This is a genomic window from Mycobacterium sp. 20KCMC460 (assembly GCF_022179425.1).
In the GTDB taxonomy this organism is placed as follows: domain Bacteria; phylum Actinomycetota; class Actinomycetes; order Mycobacteriales; family Mycobacteriaceae; genus Mycobacterium; species Mycobacterium kiyosense.
In genome coordinates, this window is sequence record NZ_AP025524.1 from 1,722,781 (window position 1) to 1,736,798 (window position 14,018).

The 14,018-nt window shown below is 68.0% G+C and carries 18 protein-coding genes; 8 read left to right on the forward strand and 10 right to left on the reverse strand.

Translation table 11 applies throughout. The annotated features are described in order from the left end of the window. Window positions 1–129 precede the first annotated feature (129 nt). Together MKCMC460_RS08040 and rsrA are read left to right on the forward strand one after the other, a co-directional pair. The gene (locus MKCMC460_RS08040) at window positions 130–780 is read left to right on the forward strand and encodes a sigma-70 family RNA polymerase sigma factor (protein ID WP_238305978.1); all 651 of its coding nucleotides are present in this window, start codon (window positions 130–132) and stop codon (window positions 778–780) included. Then, window positions 777–1,073, forward strand: coding sequence for a mycothiol system anti-sigma-R factor (rsrA, locus tag MKCMC460_RS08045; RefSeq protein WP_236981422.1), 297 nt, complete (start codon window positions 777–779; stop codon window positions 1,071–1,073). The genes MKCMC460_RS08040 and rsrA overlap by 4 nt, the downstream gene beginning before the upstream one ends. Window positions 1,074–1,082: 9 nt before the next feature. Here rsrA and MKCMC460_RS31700 read toward each other — a convergent pair whose 3' ends face one another. After that, window positions 1,083–1,157 (reverse strand): 50S ribosomal protein bL37, encoded by a 75-nt coding sequence (locus MKCMC460_RS31700; protein ID WP_089025046.1) that lies wholly within the window; start codon window positions 1,155–1,157, stop codon window positions 1,083–1,085. Between the two features lie 199 nt (window positions 1,158–1,356). Here MKCMC460_RS31700 and MKCMC460_RS08055 point away from each other — a divergent pair, with 199 nt between their 5' ends. Beyond that, window positions 1,357–1,572 (forward strand): biotin/lipoyl-binding carrier protein, encoded by a 216-nt coding sequence (locus MKCMC460_RS08055; protein ID WP_236981423.1) that lies wholly within the window; start codon window positions 1,357–1,359, stop codon window positions 1,570–1,572. Window positions 1,573–1,588: 16 nt separating this feature from the next. Then, window positions 1,589–3,100 (forward strand): sensor histidine kinase, encoded by a 1,512-nt coding sequence (locus MKCMC460_RS08060; RefSeq protein WP_236981424.1) that lies wholly within the window; start codon window positions 1,589–1,591, stop codon window positions 3,098–3,100. 62 nt (window positions 3,101–3,162) lie between these two features. Here the strand turns inward: MKCMC460_RS08060 and whiB1 are convergent, their stop codons facing one another. Both whiB1 and MKCMC460_RS08070 read right to left on the reverse strand, forming a co-directional pair. Further along, complete coding sequence (gene whiB1 / locus MKCMC460_RS08065; RefSeq protein ID WP_036353357.1) at window positions 3,163–3,417, reverse strand: transcriptional regulator WhiB1; 255 nt, start codon at window positions 3,415–3,417, stop codon at window positions 3,163–3,165. Between the two features lie 295 nt (window positions 3,418–3,712). After that, the gene (locus MKCMC460_RS08070) at window positions 3,713–4,675 is read right to left on the reverse strand and encodes a diacylglycerol kinase family protein (protein WP_236981425.1); all 963 of its coding nucleotides are present in this window, start codon (window positions 4,673–4,675) and stop codon (window positions 3,713–3,715) included. A gap of 75 nt (window positions 4,676–4,750) precedes the next feature. Here MKCMC460_RS08070 and MKCMC460_RS08075 point away from each other — a divergent pair, with 75 nt between their 5' ends. Beyond that, window positions 4,751–5,182 carry a hypothetical protein gene (locus MKCMC460_RS08075; RefSeq protein WP_238305504.1) on the forward strand — a complete coding sequence of 144 codons (432 nt, stop codon included), beginning with the start codon at window positions 4,751–4,753 and terminating at the stop codon, window positions 5,180–5,182. Here the strand turns inward: MKCMC460_RS08075 and MKCMC460_RS08080 are convergent. From MKCMC460_RS08080 to MKCMC460_RS08090, 3 genes are read right to left on the reverse strand one after another with little or no spacing between them, the layout of a single operon-like run. Continuing rightward, the gene (locus tag MKCMC460_RS08080) at window positions 5,134–5,616 is read right to left on the reverse strand and encodes a GNAT family N-acetyltransferase (protein ID WP_238305505.1); all 483 of its coding nucleotides are present in this window, start codon (window positions 5,614–5,616) and stop codon (window positions 5,134–5,136) included. The genes MKCMC460_RS08075 and MKCMC460_RS08080 overlap by 49 nt on opposite strands. After that, on the reverse strand, window positions 5,613–6,710 hold the full coding sequence (locus tag MKCMC460_RS08085; RefSeq protein ID WP_238305507.1) for an isochorismate synthase MenF: 1,098 nt from the start codon (window positions 6,708–6,710) through the stop codon (window positions 5,613–5,615). The genes MKCMC460_RS08080 and MKCMC460_RS08085 overlap by 4 nt, the downstream gene beginning before the upstream one ends. Next, on the reverse strand, window positions 6,707–7,318 hold the full coding sequence (locus MKCMC460_RS08090; RefSeq protein WP_236981429.1) for an acid phosphatase: 612 nt from the start codon (window positions 7,316–7,318) through the stop codon (window positions 6,707–6,709). Before MKCMC460_RS08090 ends, MKCMC460_RS08085 begins: the two co-directional genes overlap by 4 nt. Before the next feature lie 137 nt (window positions 7,319–7,455). On the opposite strand from MKCMC460_RS08090, the gene MKCMC460_RS08095 reads away from it, so the two are divergent. After that, entirely contained in the window at window positions 7,456–8,256 is an 801-nt protein-coding gene (locus tag MKCMC460_RS08095) for a ParA family protein (RefSeq protein ID WP_236981430.1), read from the forward strand. A gap of 9 nt (window positions 8,257–8,265) precedes the next feature. Here the strand turns inward: MKCMC460_RS08095 and MKCMC460_RS08100 are convergent, their stop codons facing one another. Both MKCMC460_RS08100 and MKCMC460_RS08105 read right to left on the reverse strand, forming a co-directional pair. After that, window positions 8,266–9,480: a hypothetical protein gene (locus tag MKCMC460_RS08100; RefSeq protein WP_236981431.1), complete on the reverse strand. Its 1,215-nt coding sequence runs from the start codon at window positions 9,478–9,480 to the stop codon at window positions 8,266–8,268. 23 nt (window positions 9,481–9,503) lie between these two features. Beyond that, the gene (locus tag MKCMC460_RS08105) at window positions 9,504–11,045 is read right to left on the reverse strand and encodes a DEAD/DEAH box helicase (RefSeq protein ID WP_236981432.1); all 1,542 of its coding nucleotides are present in this window, start codon (window positions 11,043–11,045) and stop codon (window positions 9,504–9,506) included. Between the two features lie 256 nt (window positions 11,046–11,301). On the opposite strand from MKCMC460_RS08105, the gene MKCMC460_RS08110 reads away from it, so the two are divergent. Then, window positions 11,302–12,000 (forward strand): ferritin-like fold-containing protein, encoded by a 699-nt coding sequence (locus MKCMC460_RS08110; protein WP_236981433.1) that lies wholly within the window; start codon window positions 11,302–11,304, stop codon window positions 11,998–12,000. Here the strand turns inward: MKCMC460_RS08110 and MKCMC460_RS08115 are convergent. Then, window positions 11,997–12,740 (reverse strand): MmpS family transport accessory protein, encoded by a 744-nt coding sequence (locus MKCMC460_RS08115; RefSeq protein WP_238305979.1) that lies wholly within the window; start codon window positions 12,738–12,740, stop codon window positions 11,997–11,999. The two genes, MKCMC460_RS08110 and MKCMC460_RS08115, sit on opposite strands and share 4 nt — an antisense overlap. Before the next feature lie 226 nt (window positions 12,741–12,966). Here MKCMC460_RS08115 and MKCMC460_RS08120 point away from each other — a divergent pair, with 226 nt between their 5' ends. Next, window positions 12,967–13,221: a DUF3107 domain-containing protein gene (locus tag MKCMC460_RS08120; RefSeq protein ID WP_236981436.1), complete on the forward strand. Its 255-nt coding sequence runs from the start codon at window positions 12,967–12,969 to the stop codon at window positions 13,219–13,221. Here the strand turns inward: MKCMC460_RS08120 and MKCMC460_RS08125 are convergent. After that, window positions 13,218–13,904 (reverse strand): TetR/AcrR family transcriptional regulator, encoded by a 687-nt coding sequence (locus tag MKCMC460_RS08125; protein WP_236981437.1) that lies wholly within the window; start codon window positions 13,902–13,904, stop codon window positions 13,218–13,220. The two genes, MKCMC460_RS08120 and MKCMC460_RS08125, sit on opposite strands and share 4 nt — an antisense overlap. Window positions 13,905–14,018: the final 114 nt, after the last annotated feature.

Sequence of the window (14,018 nt, forward strand, 5' to 3'; positions counted from 1 at the left end):
GGAGGGAGCCAGGTGTCAACTGCGACGAGCCTATTGTGCGACGAGCGGTTGGATCGCTTCCTTGCGAGTCCGGTGGCGCTCTTCGCGCTGGCCGGTGACACCGCAACCGAAGGGACCGTGGTACTCGAGATGGCCGACACCGATGGCGAGACCGGGCCCGAGGTTCCCGCGACCGGGCCGCCCAAACCGGCGGAGACCGACGCCGAACTGACGGCGCGATTCGAGCGCGATGCGATTCCGCTGCTCGACCAGCTCTACGGAGGCGCGCTGCGCATGACGCGCAATCCCGCGGACGCCGAGGACCTGCTGCAGGAAACGATGGTCAAGGCCTACGCCGGGTTCCGGTCGTTCCGGGAGGGCACCAACCTCAAGGCGTGGCTGTACCGCATCCTGACCAACACCTACATCAACAGCTACCGCAAGAAGCAGCGGCAGCCCTCGGAGTACCCGACCGACGAGATCACCGACTGGCAGTTGGCCGCCAACGCCGAGCATTCCTCAACCGGGCTGCGGTCGGCCGAGGTCGAGGCGCTCGAAGCGCTGCCGGACACCGAGATCAAAGCGGCCTTGCAGGCGCTGCCGGAAGAATTCCGGATGGCGGTCTACTACGCCGACGTCGAAGGTTTCCCCTATAAAGAGATTGCCGAGATCATGGGCACGCCGATCGGTACGGTGATGTCTCGGCTGCATCGCGGCCGGCGTCAGCTGCGCGAACTGCTGGCCGACGTCGCCAGGGACCGCGGTTTCACCCGTGGCCAGCACGAGGAGGTGTCGTCATGAGCGAGTCCTGCGGCACGTCCGGCGCCCACGACCACGACGACTTCGGCTGCGCCGAGGTGCTTGCCGAGGTGTGGACGCTGCTCGACGGCGAGTGCACTCCGGAGAAGAAGGAGAGCCTGCGCAGGCACCTCGAAGCGTGCCCGGGATGCTTTCAGCACTACGGGCTCGAGGAACGGATCAAGGCCCTGGTTGCCACCAAATGCAGCGGTGAGAAGGCCCCGGAGGGTCTGCGGGAGCGGTTGCGGCTGGAATTCCGCCGCACCACCATCATCCGCGAGGAGATTCAGCCTTAGCAGCGCCCGTCAGGCGTTGGGCCGCTTGCCGTGGTTGGCCTTGCTGTACTTGCGGTCACGCTTCTTGCGGCCACGCTTGGCCATGATCCAACCTCGTTTCGTCAGGGTGTTTGTCGCTGCGGGCGGGGTGAAAAGCCGCGCAATTGCCTCCCATTGTCTCATGCGGATCGCGCCACGCTGTCCACCGCCCGCACCCCGCGGTCGCCAACGGTCTTATGGTTCGATATACATTGCCCGACAGGGCAGACAGCATGGGCAGTGGCCGAGACGAGTGGGGTGATGGATGTCCGAGGAGGTTCGCGCCGAGATCGTGGCCAGCGTGCTCGAAGTCGTTGTCAGCGAAGGCGACCAGATCGCCCAGGGCGACACCGTGGTGCTGCTCGAGTCGATGAAGATGGAGATCCCGGTCCTGGCCGAAGTCACCGGCACCGTCAGCAAGGTGAGCGTGTCGGTCGGCGACGTCATCCAGGCCGGCGACCTGATCGCCGTTATCAGCTGAGCAATCCCCGGGTTTCATGTCCACTCTCGGTGACCTGCTCGCCGATCACACGGTGCTGCCGGGCAACGCCGTCGACCATCTGCACGCCGTAGTCGGGGAGTGGCAGCTACTGGCCGACTTGTCCTTTGCCGACTATCTGATGTGGGTGCGCCGCGACGACGGCGTACTGGTGTGTGTGGCGCAGTGCCGCCCCAATACCGCTCCGACGGTGCTGCAGACCGACGCAGTGGGCAGCGTCGTCGCCGCCGACCGCCTACCCCTGGTCGCCGAGGCTTTCTCGTCGGGCGGGGTGCAGCAGGGAGACCCGGCCGAACAGGGCGGATGGCAACTTCCCGGACCAGTTCCCGGCCCCAACGTGATCGCCTCGCCGGTGCGCTACGGGGAACAGGTGGTGGCGGTGCTGACCCAGCATCAAACCGAGACCGCGGCCCAGCGGATGTCCGGCCACCTCGAGACCGCCTATCGGGACTGTGCCACCGACCTGTTGCACATGATCGCCGAGGGCACCTTTCCCGATGTCGGCGACGTGGCCATGTCGCGGTCCACGCCGCGCGCCGGCGACGGCTTCATCCGCCTCGACGTCGACGGCATCGTCGCCTACGCCAGCCCCAACGCGTTGTCCGCCTACCACCGGATGGGCCTGAACAGCGAGTTGGAAGGCCACAACCTGATCAAGGTCACCCGGCCGCTGATCTCGGACCCGTTCGAGGCCCAGGAGGTGGCCGAACACATTCTCAACCTGCTGGCTGGCGGCTCCAGCATGCGCATGGAGGTCGACGCGGGCGGCGCCACGGTGCTGTTGCGGACACTGCCGCTGGTGGTGCACGGGGAGAACGCGGGGGCGGCGATCCTGATCCGCGACGTCACCGAGGTGAAACGGCGCGACCGTGCGCTGATCTCCAAGGACGCCACCATCCGCGAAATTCACCATCGGGTCAAGAACAACTTGCAGACGGTGGCGGCGCTGCTGCGTCTGCAGGCCCGCCGGACGGTCAACGCGGAAGGGCGCGAGGCGTTGATCGAGTCGGTGCGCCGGGTGTCCTCGATTGCATTGGTGCACGACGCGCTGTCGATGTCGGTGGACGAGCAGGTCAACCTCGACGAGGTCATCGACCGGATTCTGCCGATCATGAACGATGTCGCCTCGGTGGACCGACCAATCCGGATCAACAGGGTCGGTGACCTGGGTGTGTTGGACTCCGACCGGGCGACGGCGCTGATCATGGTGATCACCGAACTGGTGCAGAACGCGATCGAGCACGCCTTCGATCCCGATGCCGCCGAAGGTTCGGTGACCATCCGGGCCGAACGGTCAGCGCGCTGGCTGGACGTGGTGGTGCACGACGACGGGCGCGGCCTGCCAGAGGGGTTCAGCCTGGAGAAATCGGACAGCCTGGGCTTGCAGATCGTGCGGACGCTCGTCTCAGCCGAGCTGGACGGGTCGCTGGGCATGCGGGAGGGCGCCGACCGCGGCACCGACGTGGTGCTGCGGGTGCCGATCGGCCGACGCGGCCGGTTGCTGCTATGAGCGTGGTTACGCAGCAATGCGGCCCCGGTCGCAACCGGGGCCGCATTGCAGTGAATCTAGGGTCAGACTCCGCTGCGAGCCTTCGTCCGGGCGTTGCGACGCTTGAGTGCACGCCGCTCGTCTTCACTCATTCCGCCCCAGACGCCCGAGTCCTGGCCGGTGTTCAGAGCCCAGCCGAGACACTCCGTCGTCACCGGACACCGATTGCAGACCAGTTTCGCGTCAGCGATCTGCGCGAGTGCCGGCCCGCTGTTCCCAACCGGGAAGAACAGTTCCGGATCTTCGTCGCGACACACCGCCCTATGGCGCCAATCCATTAGTAGCTACTCCTCACTATGTGCGCAGCACTGCGCACGGGCATTTCTTCTTGGCTGTTAAACCCGGCACAAGAAAGGGGTTCCGTACCTTTGCATATCTGACGCATGCAACCTTTTGATCGTTTCACAGGCTCAACAGATGTCAATAGTGTTACGCGGGCTCGTGGGCTATCTCACTTCAGCGATCTCTTACCCTTGCCCTTAACCAGTTGTACTACACTACTCGGCCTTTTGCGCCCCACAGTTTCGTCGCGGGCGAGTCACAGCTTGATTCGTGCAGCTCAGAAGCCTGTTTTCACTCCGAGCCGGGCCGCGGGGCAACCACCGCAAGACCGCTCGGGACCACTCGGAACGTCATCGAGTCGCGCAGGCCGAGGTATTCGCCGTCGTACTGGCAGGCCGCCGGCGCGGCCATCTTGGTTATCCGCGCGTAACTCACGTCGTCGTCTCGGATCAGCTGTTTGGCTTCCAGCTTGGGCCGCTTCGCCAGCAGTTGGCGCAGCAACCGCAACGTGGGGATCAGTTTCATACTGGTGAGCGCGAAGATGCCCAGCCCTGACTCGAAGCTGCAGCCCGGGTTGGTGACCATGGGCCGGTCGTCGCTGTAGGTCCAGGGATTGGTGTTGGAGACCCACACGAAGTGCACGCCCGATACGGGTTCGCGGTCGGGCAGCTCCAGGATCAGGTTGGGGTCCCGGCGGCTGAACCGCACCGACACCGGCACCGCCACCCGCCAGTAGCGCAGCGGCGTGATCTTGTGGCCCTTCTTGCGTTCCTTCTCCACCGCCTCGACCACTTCGGCGTCGACTCCCATGCCGGCATTGACCAGGGCGTACACCTCGCCGCAGTCGATCAGTGAGATGCGCCGCCACTGCCGGCTCCGCTCGTATTCGTCGAGCAGGTTGATCAGCTGGTTGCTGGCCGCGGCCGGGTCGCGGTGGATGCCCAGGGCTCTGGCCAGCACGTTCGCCGAGCCGCCGGGAATGATTCCCAACGCCGGGACGGGGCCCGGCGGGGTCGAGCCGGGCCGGCCGAGCATGCCGTTGACCACCGCACTCACCGTGCCGTCACCGCCGTGCACGACGACCAGGTCGTAGCCTTCGGCAACCGCGGTGCGGCCGAGTTCGTCCGCGTGACCGGCGTGCTCGGTGTTAGCGACGGTGAGCTGTACGCGGCTTTCCAGCGCGTGCGTCACCAGCTCGCGAGCGGCCGGTGTGATGCTGGTGGCGATCGGGTTGGCGATCAACATGGCACGCATGAGCCAAACGTTAGGCGCGGCGCCCCTTCCCGCTCCACGCGGGCCGGGGTTGGTCCGCGCGACTACGCTGGCGCCGTGGCCTTTCCAGCTCCGAGTGCGGTTCGACGCGCCGGATTCGTCGTCGCGGCGCAGGGAATCGCGGCGTTAGTCATCGCTGCGACCCTGGTGGTCCGTGGTCTGGCGGGCGCCGACCAGCACGTCGTCAACGGGTTGGGCACCGCGGCCTGGTTCGCGGTGTGCGGCGGTGCGGTGCTGGCTAGCGGATTCGCGCTGGCGACGGGTCGTCGCTGGGGTCGCGGGCTGGCCGTGTTCACTCAGCTGTTGCTGCTGCCGGTGGCGTGGTATCTGGCGGTCGGTTCGCACCGGCCGCTGTTCGGTATCCCGGTGGGGTTGTTGGCGCTGGCGGTGCTGGGCCTGCTGTTCAGCGCTTCCGCGGTGCGGTGGGCCGCGGGTGACGATCAGCGCGGTTCGGCCAGTGCGGCCAGTTCGGGGCCGGACACCCGGTAGGTCGTCCACTCGGTCTGTGGCCGCCCACCGACGCCGTCGTACAAGGCGATCGCGTCGGTGTTCCAGTTCAGCACCGCCCACGACAGCCGCGTGTAGCCGTTCGCCAGGCATTCGCCGGCCAGCGCCGTCAGCAAACCGCGGGCCAGGCCACGGCGGCGGAAGTCCGGCCGCACATAGAGATCTTCCAGGTAGATGCCGGGCACACCGTCCCAGGTGGAGAAGTTCCGGAACCACAGCGCCATGGCGGCGACGTGGCCGCCGACCTCGCTGACATGCCCCCGCAATGTTGGGTCTTTCCCGAAAAGCGCTGCGGCTATTTGTTTTTCGGTGACGCTACACTGCTGGGCGGCGTCCTCGAACTCGGCCAGCTGGTGAATCATGGCGGTGATGTCGGCGACGTCGTCGGGTCTGGCGCGGCGGACGTTCGGTGTCACTGCTCGACCCCCAGTGCGTTCAGAATGGTCGCGAATTTCGTTGTGGTTTCGTCGACTTCGCCATCGGGATCGGATTCGGCAACGATCCCGCCACCGGCGTGAGCCAGCGCCGAAAGGCGGTCGGCCGACAGCTGCGCGCAACGGATCGACACCACCCAGTCGCCGTCGCCGGCCGCATCGCACCAGCCCACCGTGCCGGCGTAGAAGCCCCGGTCGCCCTCCAGTGTTGCGATCAGTTCGGCGGCCGCGCCGGCCGGAACCCCGCCGACCGCCGGCGTGGGGTGCAGTGCCAGCGCCAAATCCAGTGCAGTAGTGGATTTTTCACGAAGCCGCCCGATCACCGGGGTGCACAGATGCCAGACCGCCGCGGTGCGACTCAGCTGCGGCTCGTCGGCCGTCGTCAGCTCGTCGCACAACGGTTCCAGTGCCGCGCGCATGGTGTCGATCACCAACCGGTGCTCATGGCGGTCCTTGGCCGATGCCGCCAGCGCGGCCGCATTCGCGGCGTCGGCGTCCGGGTCGGGGGATCGTGGCGCGGAACCGGCGAAGGGGCGGCACACCACCCGCTCCCCGGAGCGCGCCACCAGCAGTTCGGGGCTGGCGCCCACCAGAGCCGCCCCGGCGTAGGCCGCGCCCGCGGCGGTCAGATCGACCAGATAGCCGTATGCGGTGGGATCGGCGGCCATCAGCCGGCTCAGCACGACGCGGCCGTCCAGCGGTGCGTCGGCGCGCAGCCGCAAGGCCCGAGCCAGCACCACCTTATGCAAGGGGTTTTCCGGCGCTGCCAGCTGATCGCGGGCCCGGCTGATCCGGGACCGGTGCTCGGCAAGCGGCGGGATGGCTGCCTGCACGCGCACCGCCGGCAGCGGGCCGGTGGGCCAGTCCGGCAGCGAATCGAGGCGCCGCAGCGTTTCCGGCACTAGCAATGCGGCCGGCTGCGATGCGTCGAATGCCAACGCGCCCAGCACTATTGGTGCCTCCCCGGAGCGCAGCGCGGCTTGCGCCGCCGCGATATCGCGGTAGTGCTCGCGGGCCCGCTCGGCGACCAAGGTCCCCCGTGGACCGCTCAGCGCAAACGCCGGTTCGGTCTTCACGCGGTAGCTGCCGGTCGCGGATGGCAGCTCAGACCGAGCTGGCTGAGCTGCCGGATGCCGTGTTCGAACCCGCAGATCGCGATTGTCGCGGTGGGCATGCCGAAGCGGTAACCCTCGGTCACCGGAAGCTGCACCCATCGGGTGATGACGGCGCGGGAGAAGTGGCCGTGGCTGACCAGCAGCACATCTCGCGATTCCATGTTCTCCAACGCCAGGGCGATGGCGCGGTCGGCTCGTTCACTGACCTGCGCGGTGGTTTCACCGCCGGGACAACCATGTGTCCACACCAGCCAATCCGGGTCGGATTCGCGAATCTGCGGCGTGGTCAGGCCTTCGTATTCGCCGTAATCCCACTCCGCGAGCAGCGGCGTCACCTGATCGACGATCAGCCCGGCCAGATCCGCGGTGACCAGGGTGCGGCGTCGCGGGCTGCAGATCACTATGGGGTCGTCCAGGCCGAGCTCGCCGAGAACGACACCGGCGAACTCGGCCTGCTCCCGGCCGGCGGCTGTCAGCTCGATGTCGGTGCGGCCGGTGTGCCGACCGGTTTTCGACCATTCGGTCTCGCCGTGTCGCAGCAGCAGTAGCCGGTGACTGTCGACCCCCATGGCAGCGATTGTGCCCGAGACACGCCGGACCCGGCCGGGTGCGCCACCCGACCGGCGCCGACGGGTACGTGCCAGGATGGGCAGCGTAACGGCGTCGGCGACGCTGCAGAGCGAAGTGACGAGGAGGAGCGACGCTGGTGAGTGAGTTGCGCGTGCTGGCGGTGGCCAACCAGAAAGGCGGTGTGGCCAAGACGACGACGGTCGCCTCGCTCGGCGCGGCGATGGTGGACAAGGGAAAACGGGTGCTGCTCGTCGACCTGGATCCGCAAGGGTGCCTGACTTTCTCGCTTGGCCAAGACCCCGACAAACTGCCCGTTTCCGTTCATGAAGTGCTGCTCGGCGAGGTGGAACCGTCCGCCGCGCTGGTCACCACGGCGGAGGGGATGACGCTGCTGCCGGCCAACATCGATCTGGCCGGGGCCGAAGCGATGCTGCTGATGCGGGCCGGGCGGGAGTACGCGCTTAAACGGGCGCTCGCCAAGATCGCCGACGATTTCGACGTCGTGATCATCGACTGCCCCCCGTCGCTGGGCGTGCTCACCCTCAATGGGCTCACCGCCGCCGACGAGGTCATGGTGCCCCTGCAATGCGAAACGCTGGCGCATCGCGGCGTGGGCCAGTTCCTGCGCACCGTCGCCGATGTCCAGCAGATCACCAACCCGGACCTGCGGCTGCTGGGCGCGCTGCCCACGCTGTACGACCCGCGCACCACCCACACCCGCGACGTGCTGCTCGACGTCGCCGACCGTTACGAGCTGCCGGTGCTGGCGCCGCCGATTCCGCGGACGGTGCGCTTCGCCGAGGCCAGCGCGTCGGGCTCGTCAGTGCTGGCGGGACGCAAGAACAAGGGCGCGGTGGCCTACCGCGAGCTGGCGGAGGCCCTGCTCAAGCACTGGAAGACCGGCAAGCCACTGCCCACGTTCACCGTCGAGTACTGAGCCCCGGCTTCAGCCCAGCGCCACCAGGGTGTCGCCGCGCTGCTCGATCACCCGGGAACCCAGTACCACCGGTACGACGGGTGCAGCGCTGGGTTGCCGCTCCACCGGGATGTAGCGGCTGGCTTCGCCGCTGACCGGGTCGTACACGCCGATGGCACCGGTGACCGGCACCAGCAGCTGGCCGGCCATCATGACGCCCGGCCCCAACGGAGCGGCGGTTTCACCTGCGGCGATGGTGTAGCGCACAGTCAGGCTGCCGGCCTCGAGCACCAGCAACGAATCCCCGGTCCACCAGGTGACCAGGCCGCCGGTGGTCGACGCCACCGCGGATGCCGACGGCGGCGCGTCCAGCAGTGTGCTGGCCACCGTGGTGCCGGTCTCGTCCAGCACGTCGACGCGGGGCTGCGGGGCAGGCAGGTACACCGCGGTGCGGTTCTGCGAAACCACCAGGACCCGGGCACCGGTGCCCGGACGCAACCCGGGTTCCTGCACCACCTGCTGCTGGGGTTCGTCGTCCTCCTTGCCGGGACGCAACAGCAGCAGGCGCATATCGGCCTGGTTCGTGCACGACTCCAGCACCGCCGCCTGCGACGAGCTGGCCGTCGCGGATTCCAGCGTGCAACCCGAGTGCAGGCCGCGCGCCGACGGCTTCACCCGGGCGTCGGTTTCGCCGTAGGCCATCATCCGGACCATGTCCGAACGCCACATCTCCAGCCTGGTGGCCCCCGCCGACAGCACGGTGGTGCCGTCGGAGGACAAACGCACCCGCGGGTCGGCGTAGCTGCTGCGGGCCGGGCCGCGGCGCCCGGTCGAGCCGTCGATGGTGCTGACCTGGCCACAGCCCCGGTCGTCCCGGTAGACGGCGACGGCGTAGTGGTACACCGAGGTCACTCCGCACAAGTCGGTGTCGCGGGAGTAACTCCACAGGGTCTGGCCGGTGCCGGCGTCGCGGCCTTCCACCAGTCGTCCGCCCGCGGTGACGACGGTCCCGCCCACCACCACCGGAACCCGGGTGGCCGGGCTGGGGGCCGACCAGAGTTGGTGCAGTGCGGCCGGCACCTCCCGGGCCGTGGCCGGAGTCGCGACGGGAGCGGCCGCGGGCCGGCTGATGGTGGCCCGGGCGTCGCTGGTCCACCAGATCAGCCCAGCCGCGACGGCGACCACGATGGCGATCGCCGCGGCGGCCACGATGTCGGCCTTGGTGCGGCGCTCGGGTCGGACCATCGAGGGGCCTCAGCGGGGCCGCGTCAGTTGGTCGCCGGAGAGGCGTCAGCGGGCTTGCGCCGACGCCGGCGCCGCCGCGCCGAGGTGGCCGCCGCGCCCGAGCCGGCAGGAGCCGACGCAGGCGTGCCCGACTCGGAAGCGGCGTCACCGGTGCCGGCCGGGTTGGCGGGATGGCCGGTCACCGGCTTGCCGCCGCGGGTGCGCTGGCGCCGGTTGGCACGACGCGCCGGCCGGGTGGCCGAGTCGTCGCTGCTGGTTTCCCGACTGGTTTCCCGACGCTTGGCCGGGGCTTTGTGCGGTGCGCCGACGGCGCCGCCGGTGTCGGTCGGGATTGACAGCTCGGTGTACAGGTGCGGCGAATTGGAGTACGTCTCGGCCGGGTGGGGCGAACCCAGTCCCAGCGCTTTGTCGATCATCGTCCAGCGTTCGAGTTCGTCCCAGTCCACCAAAGTGACCGCGACACCGGTACGGCCGGCGCGGCCGGTGCGCCCGATGCGGTGGACGTACATCTTCTCGTCCTCGGGGCACTGGTAGTTGATGACGTGGGTGACGTCGTCGATGTCGATGCCGCGGGCCGCCACGTCGGTGGCGACCAGGACGTTGATGTCACCGGAGCGGAACGCCTTGAGCGCCTTCTCACGCGCGATCTGGCCGAGGTCGCCGTGGACGGCGCCGACGGCGAACCCGCGCTCGTTCAACTCGTCGGCAACTTTCTGGGCGGTGCGCTTGGTGCGGGTGAAGATCATCGTCGCGCCGCGCCCCTCGGCCTGCAGGATCCGGCTGACCAGTTCCACTTTGTCCAGAGCGTGCGCCCGGTAGACGAACTGCTCGGTGGTGTCGTGCACCGCCAGCGAGTGCGGCGCCTCGGCCCGGATGTGGGTGGGCTGGGTCATGAACGTACGGGCCAGCGTGATGATCGGGTCCGGCATGGTCGCGGAGAACAGCATCGACTGCCGGTCGGCGGGGATCTGCCGCAGGATGCGTTCGATGTCGGGCAGAAAGCCCAGGTCGAGCATTTCGTCAGCCTCGTCGAGCACCAGGACCGACAGCCCACCCAGCTGCAGGTGCCCCTGCTGGCATAGGTCGAGCAACCGTCCCGGCGTGCCGATCACGACGTCGGCGCCCTTTTGCAGGGCCTCGATCTGCGCCTCGTAGGGGCGGCCGCCGTAGATGGAGATCACCGAGAGCGGACGCTCGCCGCCGTCGTCCTTGGGGGCCTTCAAGTATTTGGCCGCGGTCGCCAGGTCGCCGGTGACCTGCAGGCACAATTCGCGGGTCGGTACCACGACCAGCGCCCGCGGGGCTCCGGTCAGCGGTCGTGTCGCGGTCTCGGAGGTGACGCGCTGCAGCAGCGGCACGCCGAACCCGAAGGTCTTGCCCATGCCGGTGCGGGCCTGGCCTATCACGTCCTCGCCGGCCAGCGCCAGCGGCAGCGTCAGTTCCTGAATGGCGAACGGGGTCTCGATGCCCTTTTCGGCCAGGGCGCGGACGATCTCGTCGCGGACGCCGAGGTCGGCGAATCCTGGCTCGGGGGTCAGTTCAGTGTTGGGTTTGAGTGCAGTCATACCTGGTTGGAGAGCCTTTCGGGGACAGTAGTCGAAGTTGAATCGGTACTTCTCTGTGTGCGGTTCACGCGCGCACGAGTTCCGAATCCGACTATGTCGCCGGGCCCGCATTGTCTGGTCTTGACAGCGGGCGGCTCCGTGCACGCACATTTCCTCGGCGGTGGCAGCACAGCTTCAGCCACTACCAATTCGCCATCATACCTGGTCGCCCGGCGGGACACGGTGCGCTCTGCGACGGCCTACTAGAGTGTTGCCCATGCCACCGCCCCCATCCGCCGACGAGTTGGCGGATTCGCCCAGGCCGCGGCTGTCAGCCGATCACCCCGGTGTCAACGAGTTGCTCGCCGTGCTCGCATATGGCGAGGTGGCGGCCTTTTACCGCCTGACCGACGAGGCGCGGATGGCGCCCAACCTGCAGGGCCGGATCTCGATGGCCAGCATCGCCGCCGCCGAGATGGGGCATTACGAGCTGCTGCGCGACGCACTGGAAAGCCGGGGTGTCGACGTCGTCCCGGCGATGTCGAAGTATGTGTCGGCGCTGGAGAACTACCACCGGCTGACCACTCCGAGTACCTGGCTGGAAGCGCTGGTGAAGACCTACGTCGGCGACGCCCTGGCCGCTGACCTCTATCTGGAGATCGCCGGCGGGCTGCCCGACGAGGTCGCCGACGTGGTCCGTGCGGCGCTGTCCGAGACCGGGCACTCGCAGTTCGTCGTCGACGAGGTACGGCCCGTGGTCACCTCCAGCGGCAAGCAGCGCAGCCGCCTGTCGTTGTGGGCTCGCCGGTTGCTCGGGGAGGCGATCACGCAGGCCCAGTTCCTGCTGGCCGACCACGACGAGCTGGTCGACCTGGTGGTGTCGGGTAGCGGCGGCCTGGGCCAGCTCGGAACGTTCTTCGAACGGCTGCAGCAGACCCACGACCAGCGGATGCGGGAGCTGGGCCTGAGCTCTTAGCGGGTGCAGGTGGCGATCGAGGAGTTGTTGGTCGAGGCCTTGACCAGCTGACCTTGGGCGTTGACGATCGAGCAGTTCAGCTGGCCGTAGATGCTGGTGGCTATCACCGACTCGGTCTGCACGCCCGGGTTGAGCACCACGACTTTCGTCCACGGCAGTGCCACGTTGAACTCCGTCACCGGAAAGCCCCGCGCGTCGGTGTAGGCGATGTTCACCAGGTCGAAGAGCTGCTTGGTGCCGGTCACCGTGTAGACAACCGTGCGCGGGCTCAGGGCGGCGCCCGGGGGAGTGGCGGTGGGGACGGGCGCTGCGGTGGGTATCCGGGTGGGCGCGTTGCTCGGCGGCGTCAACGTGGTGACCGTTTCCGGGGGCAGCGGTGTGCGCGCGGTGCTCGGTGGAGTGCTGGGCGCGGCCGGGCTGCGGGGTGTGGTTGAAATCACGCTGCGCGGGGTCGGTGCGCCGACGGTGGCCTTGGTGGTCGCGCTGTCGCCGCTGTTGATGATGACGGCGGTCGCGACCGCTCCGACGGCGACGACGGCGCCGAAGAAGAGAGCGATGGGGCGCCAGCGACGATTGGCCGGCCAGGCCCACTCTTCGTCGTCGTAGTCGTCACCGTCGTAGTCGTCGTAGTCGTCGCGTGCCCAGCTGTCGGTGTCGGCGGTGTCGTCCGCGTAGTCGTCCGGGTAATCGGCGGCTGGGCGGCCTTTAGCCTCCGAGAAGTCCTCGAGGTCTCGGACGATGTCGTAGAGGGTGTTACGTATGGTGCCGATGGGGCCGATGTTACTTAGTTCGCCGGGTCCGGATCGGGCGTCGGGCCAGGTGTTGGCTCAGGTTAGACCGAATCGTGATGCGTTCGTTTCGCTAAGCGCGAAGCCCCGGCTGGGGGCGGGCCGGCGTGTTGACTGCGGGCGTCCATTAGCCTGCTGCTGACGAGCCTGCGATCGCAATAGCAATGGAAGGGGCCCTGTGGAGGTCAAGATCGGTATCACGCAAAGTGCGCGCGAGCTGGTGTTCTCCAGTGCGCAGACGCCCGCCGAGGTCGAAGAGTTGGTGGGCGCGGCATTGCGCGAAGACTCGGGACTGTTGAGCCTGACCGACGAGCGCGGCCGCCGTTACCTGGTCAACGCGGACAAGATCGCCTACGTCGAGATCGGTGTCGCCGACGCGCGCCGGGTCGGCTTCGGCGTCGGGGCGGACTTGGCGGCCAAAGCCAAGAGCTAGGAGCGGGTGAGCGGCACGTGCGACAGTCCGCCCCAGGCGAACTGCACGGTGCCGTCGACCGCATCCGACTTCGAGATCGGCTTGTCGGAGTCCAGCCAGTAGCGGGCGCTGTCCACGCTCATGCCGACCAGCCCCACCGCGATCATCCGGGCGCGATGCGGATCCAGGCCGGAGTCCTCGGCGATCAACGCGAACACCGCGTCGATGCAGGATTCGGTGGCCACCCGCACCTGCGCGGCCACCTCCGGCTCGGTGACATAGTCGTTCTCGAAGATCAGCCGATAACCCTGGCTGTCGTGCTCGATGAAGTCGAAGAACGCCTGCACGGCCGAGTGCAGTCGCCGCCTGTTGTCGGTCGTGCGGCCCAGGGCCTGCTGAACGCCGGAGACCAGGTTCTCCACATGCCGGTTCAGCACCGCCAGATACAGTTCCAGCTTGCTCGAAAAGTGTTGGTAAAGAACAGGTTTGCTCACACCCGCGCGGTCGGCGATCTCGTCCATCCCGGCCGCGTGGTAGCCGCGGTCGACGAACACGTCACTGGCGACCACCAGCAACTGGCCGCGTCGCTCGTCGCGCGGCAGCCGGTTGCCGCGACGGTTCGAGGGCGCAGCGGCATCGCCCGGCCGAACTCCTTCGGCCGACCGGACAGCGCGTCGCGGCGCTGCCTTGGCGAGATCGCTCATGGGTCCTCAATCCGATCGGGCGGGTGCGCCCATTTTGCCATCCCCGAGGCTGCACCGTATTTCGCAAGCAGATTACAACCTGCGCTGGTGTGCCGATCGCAAGCTGGGCCATCC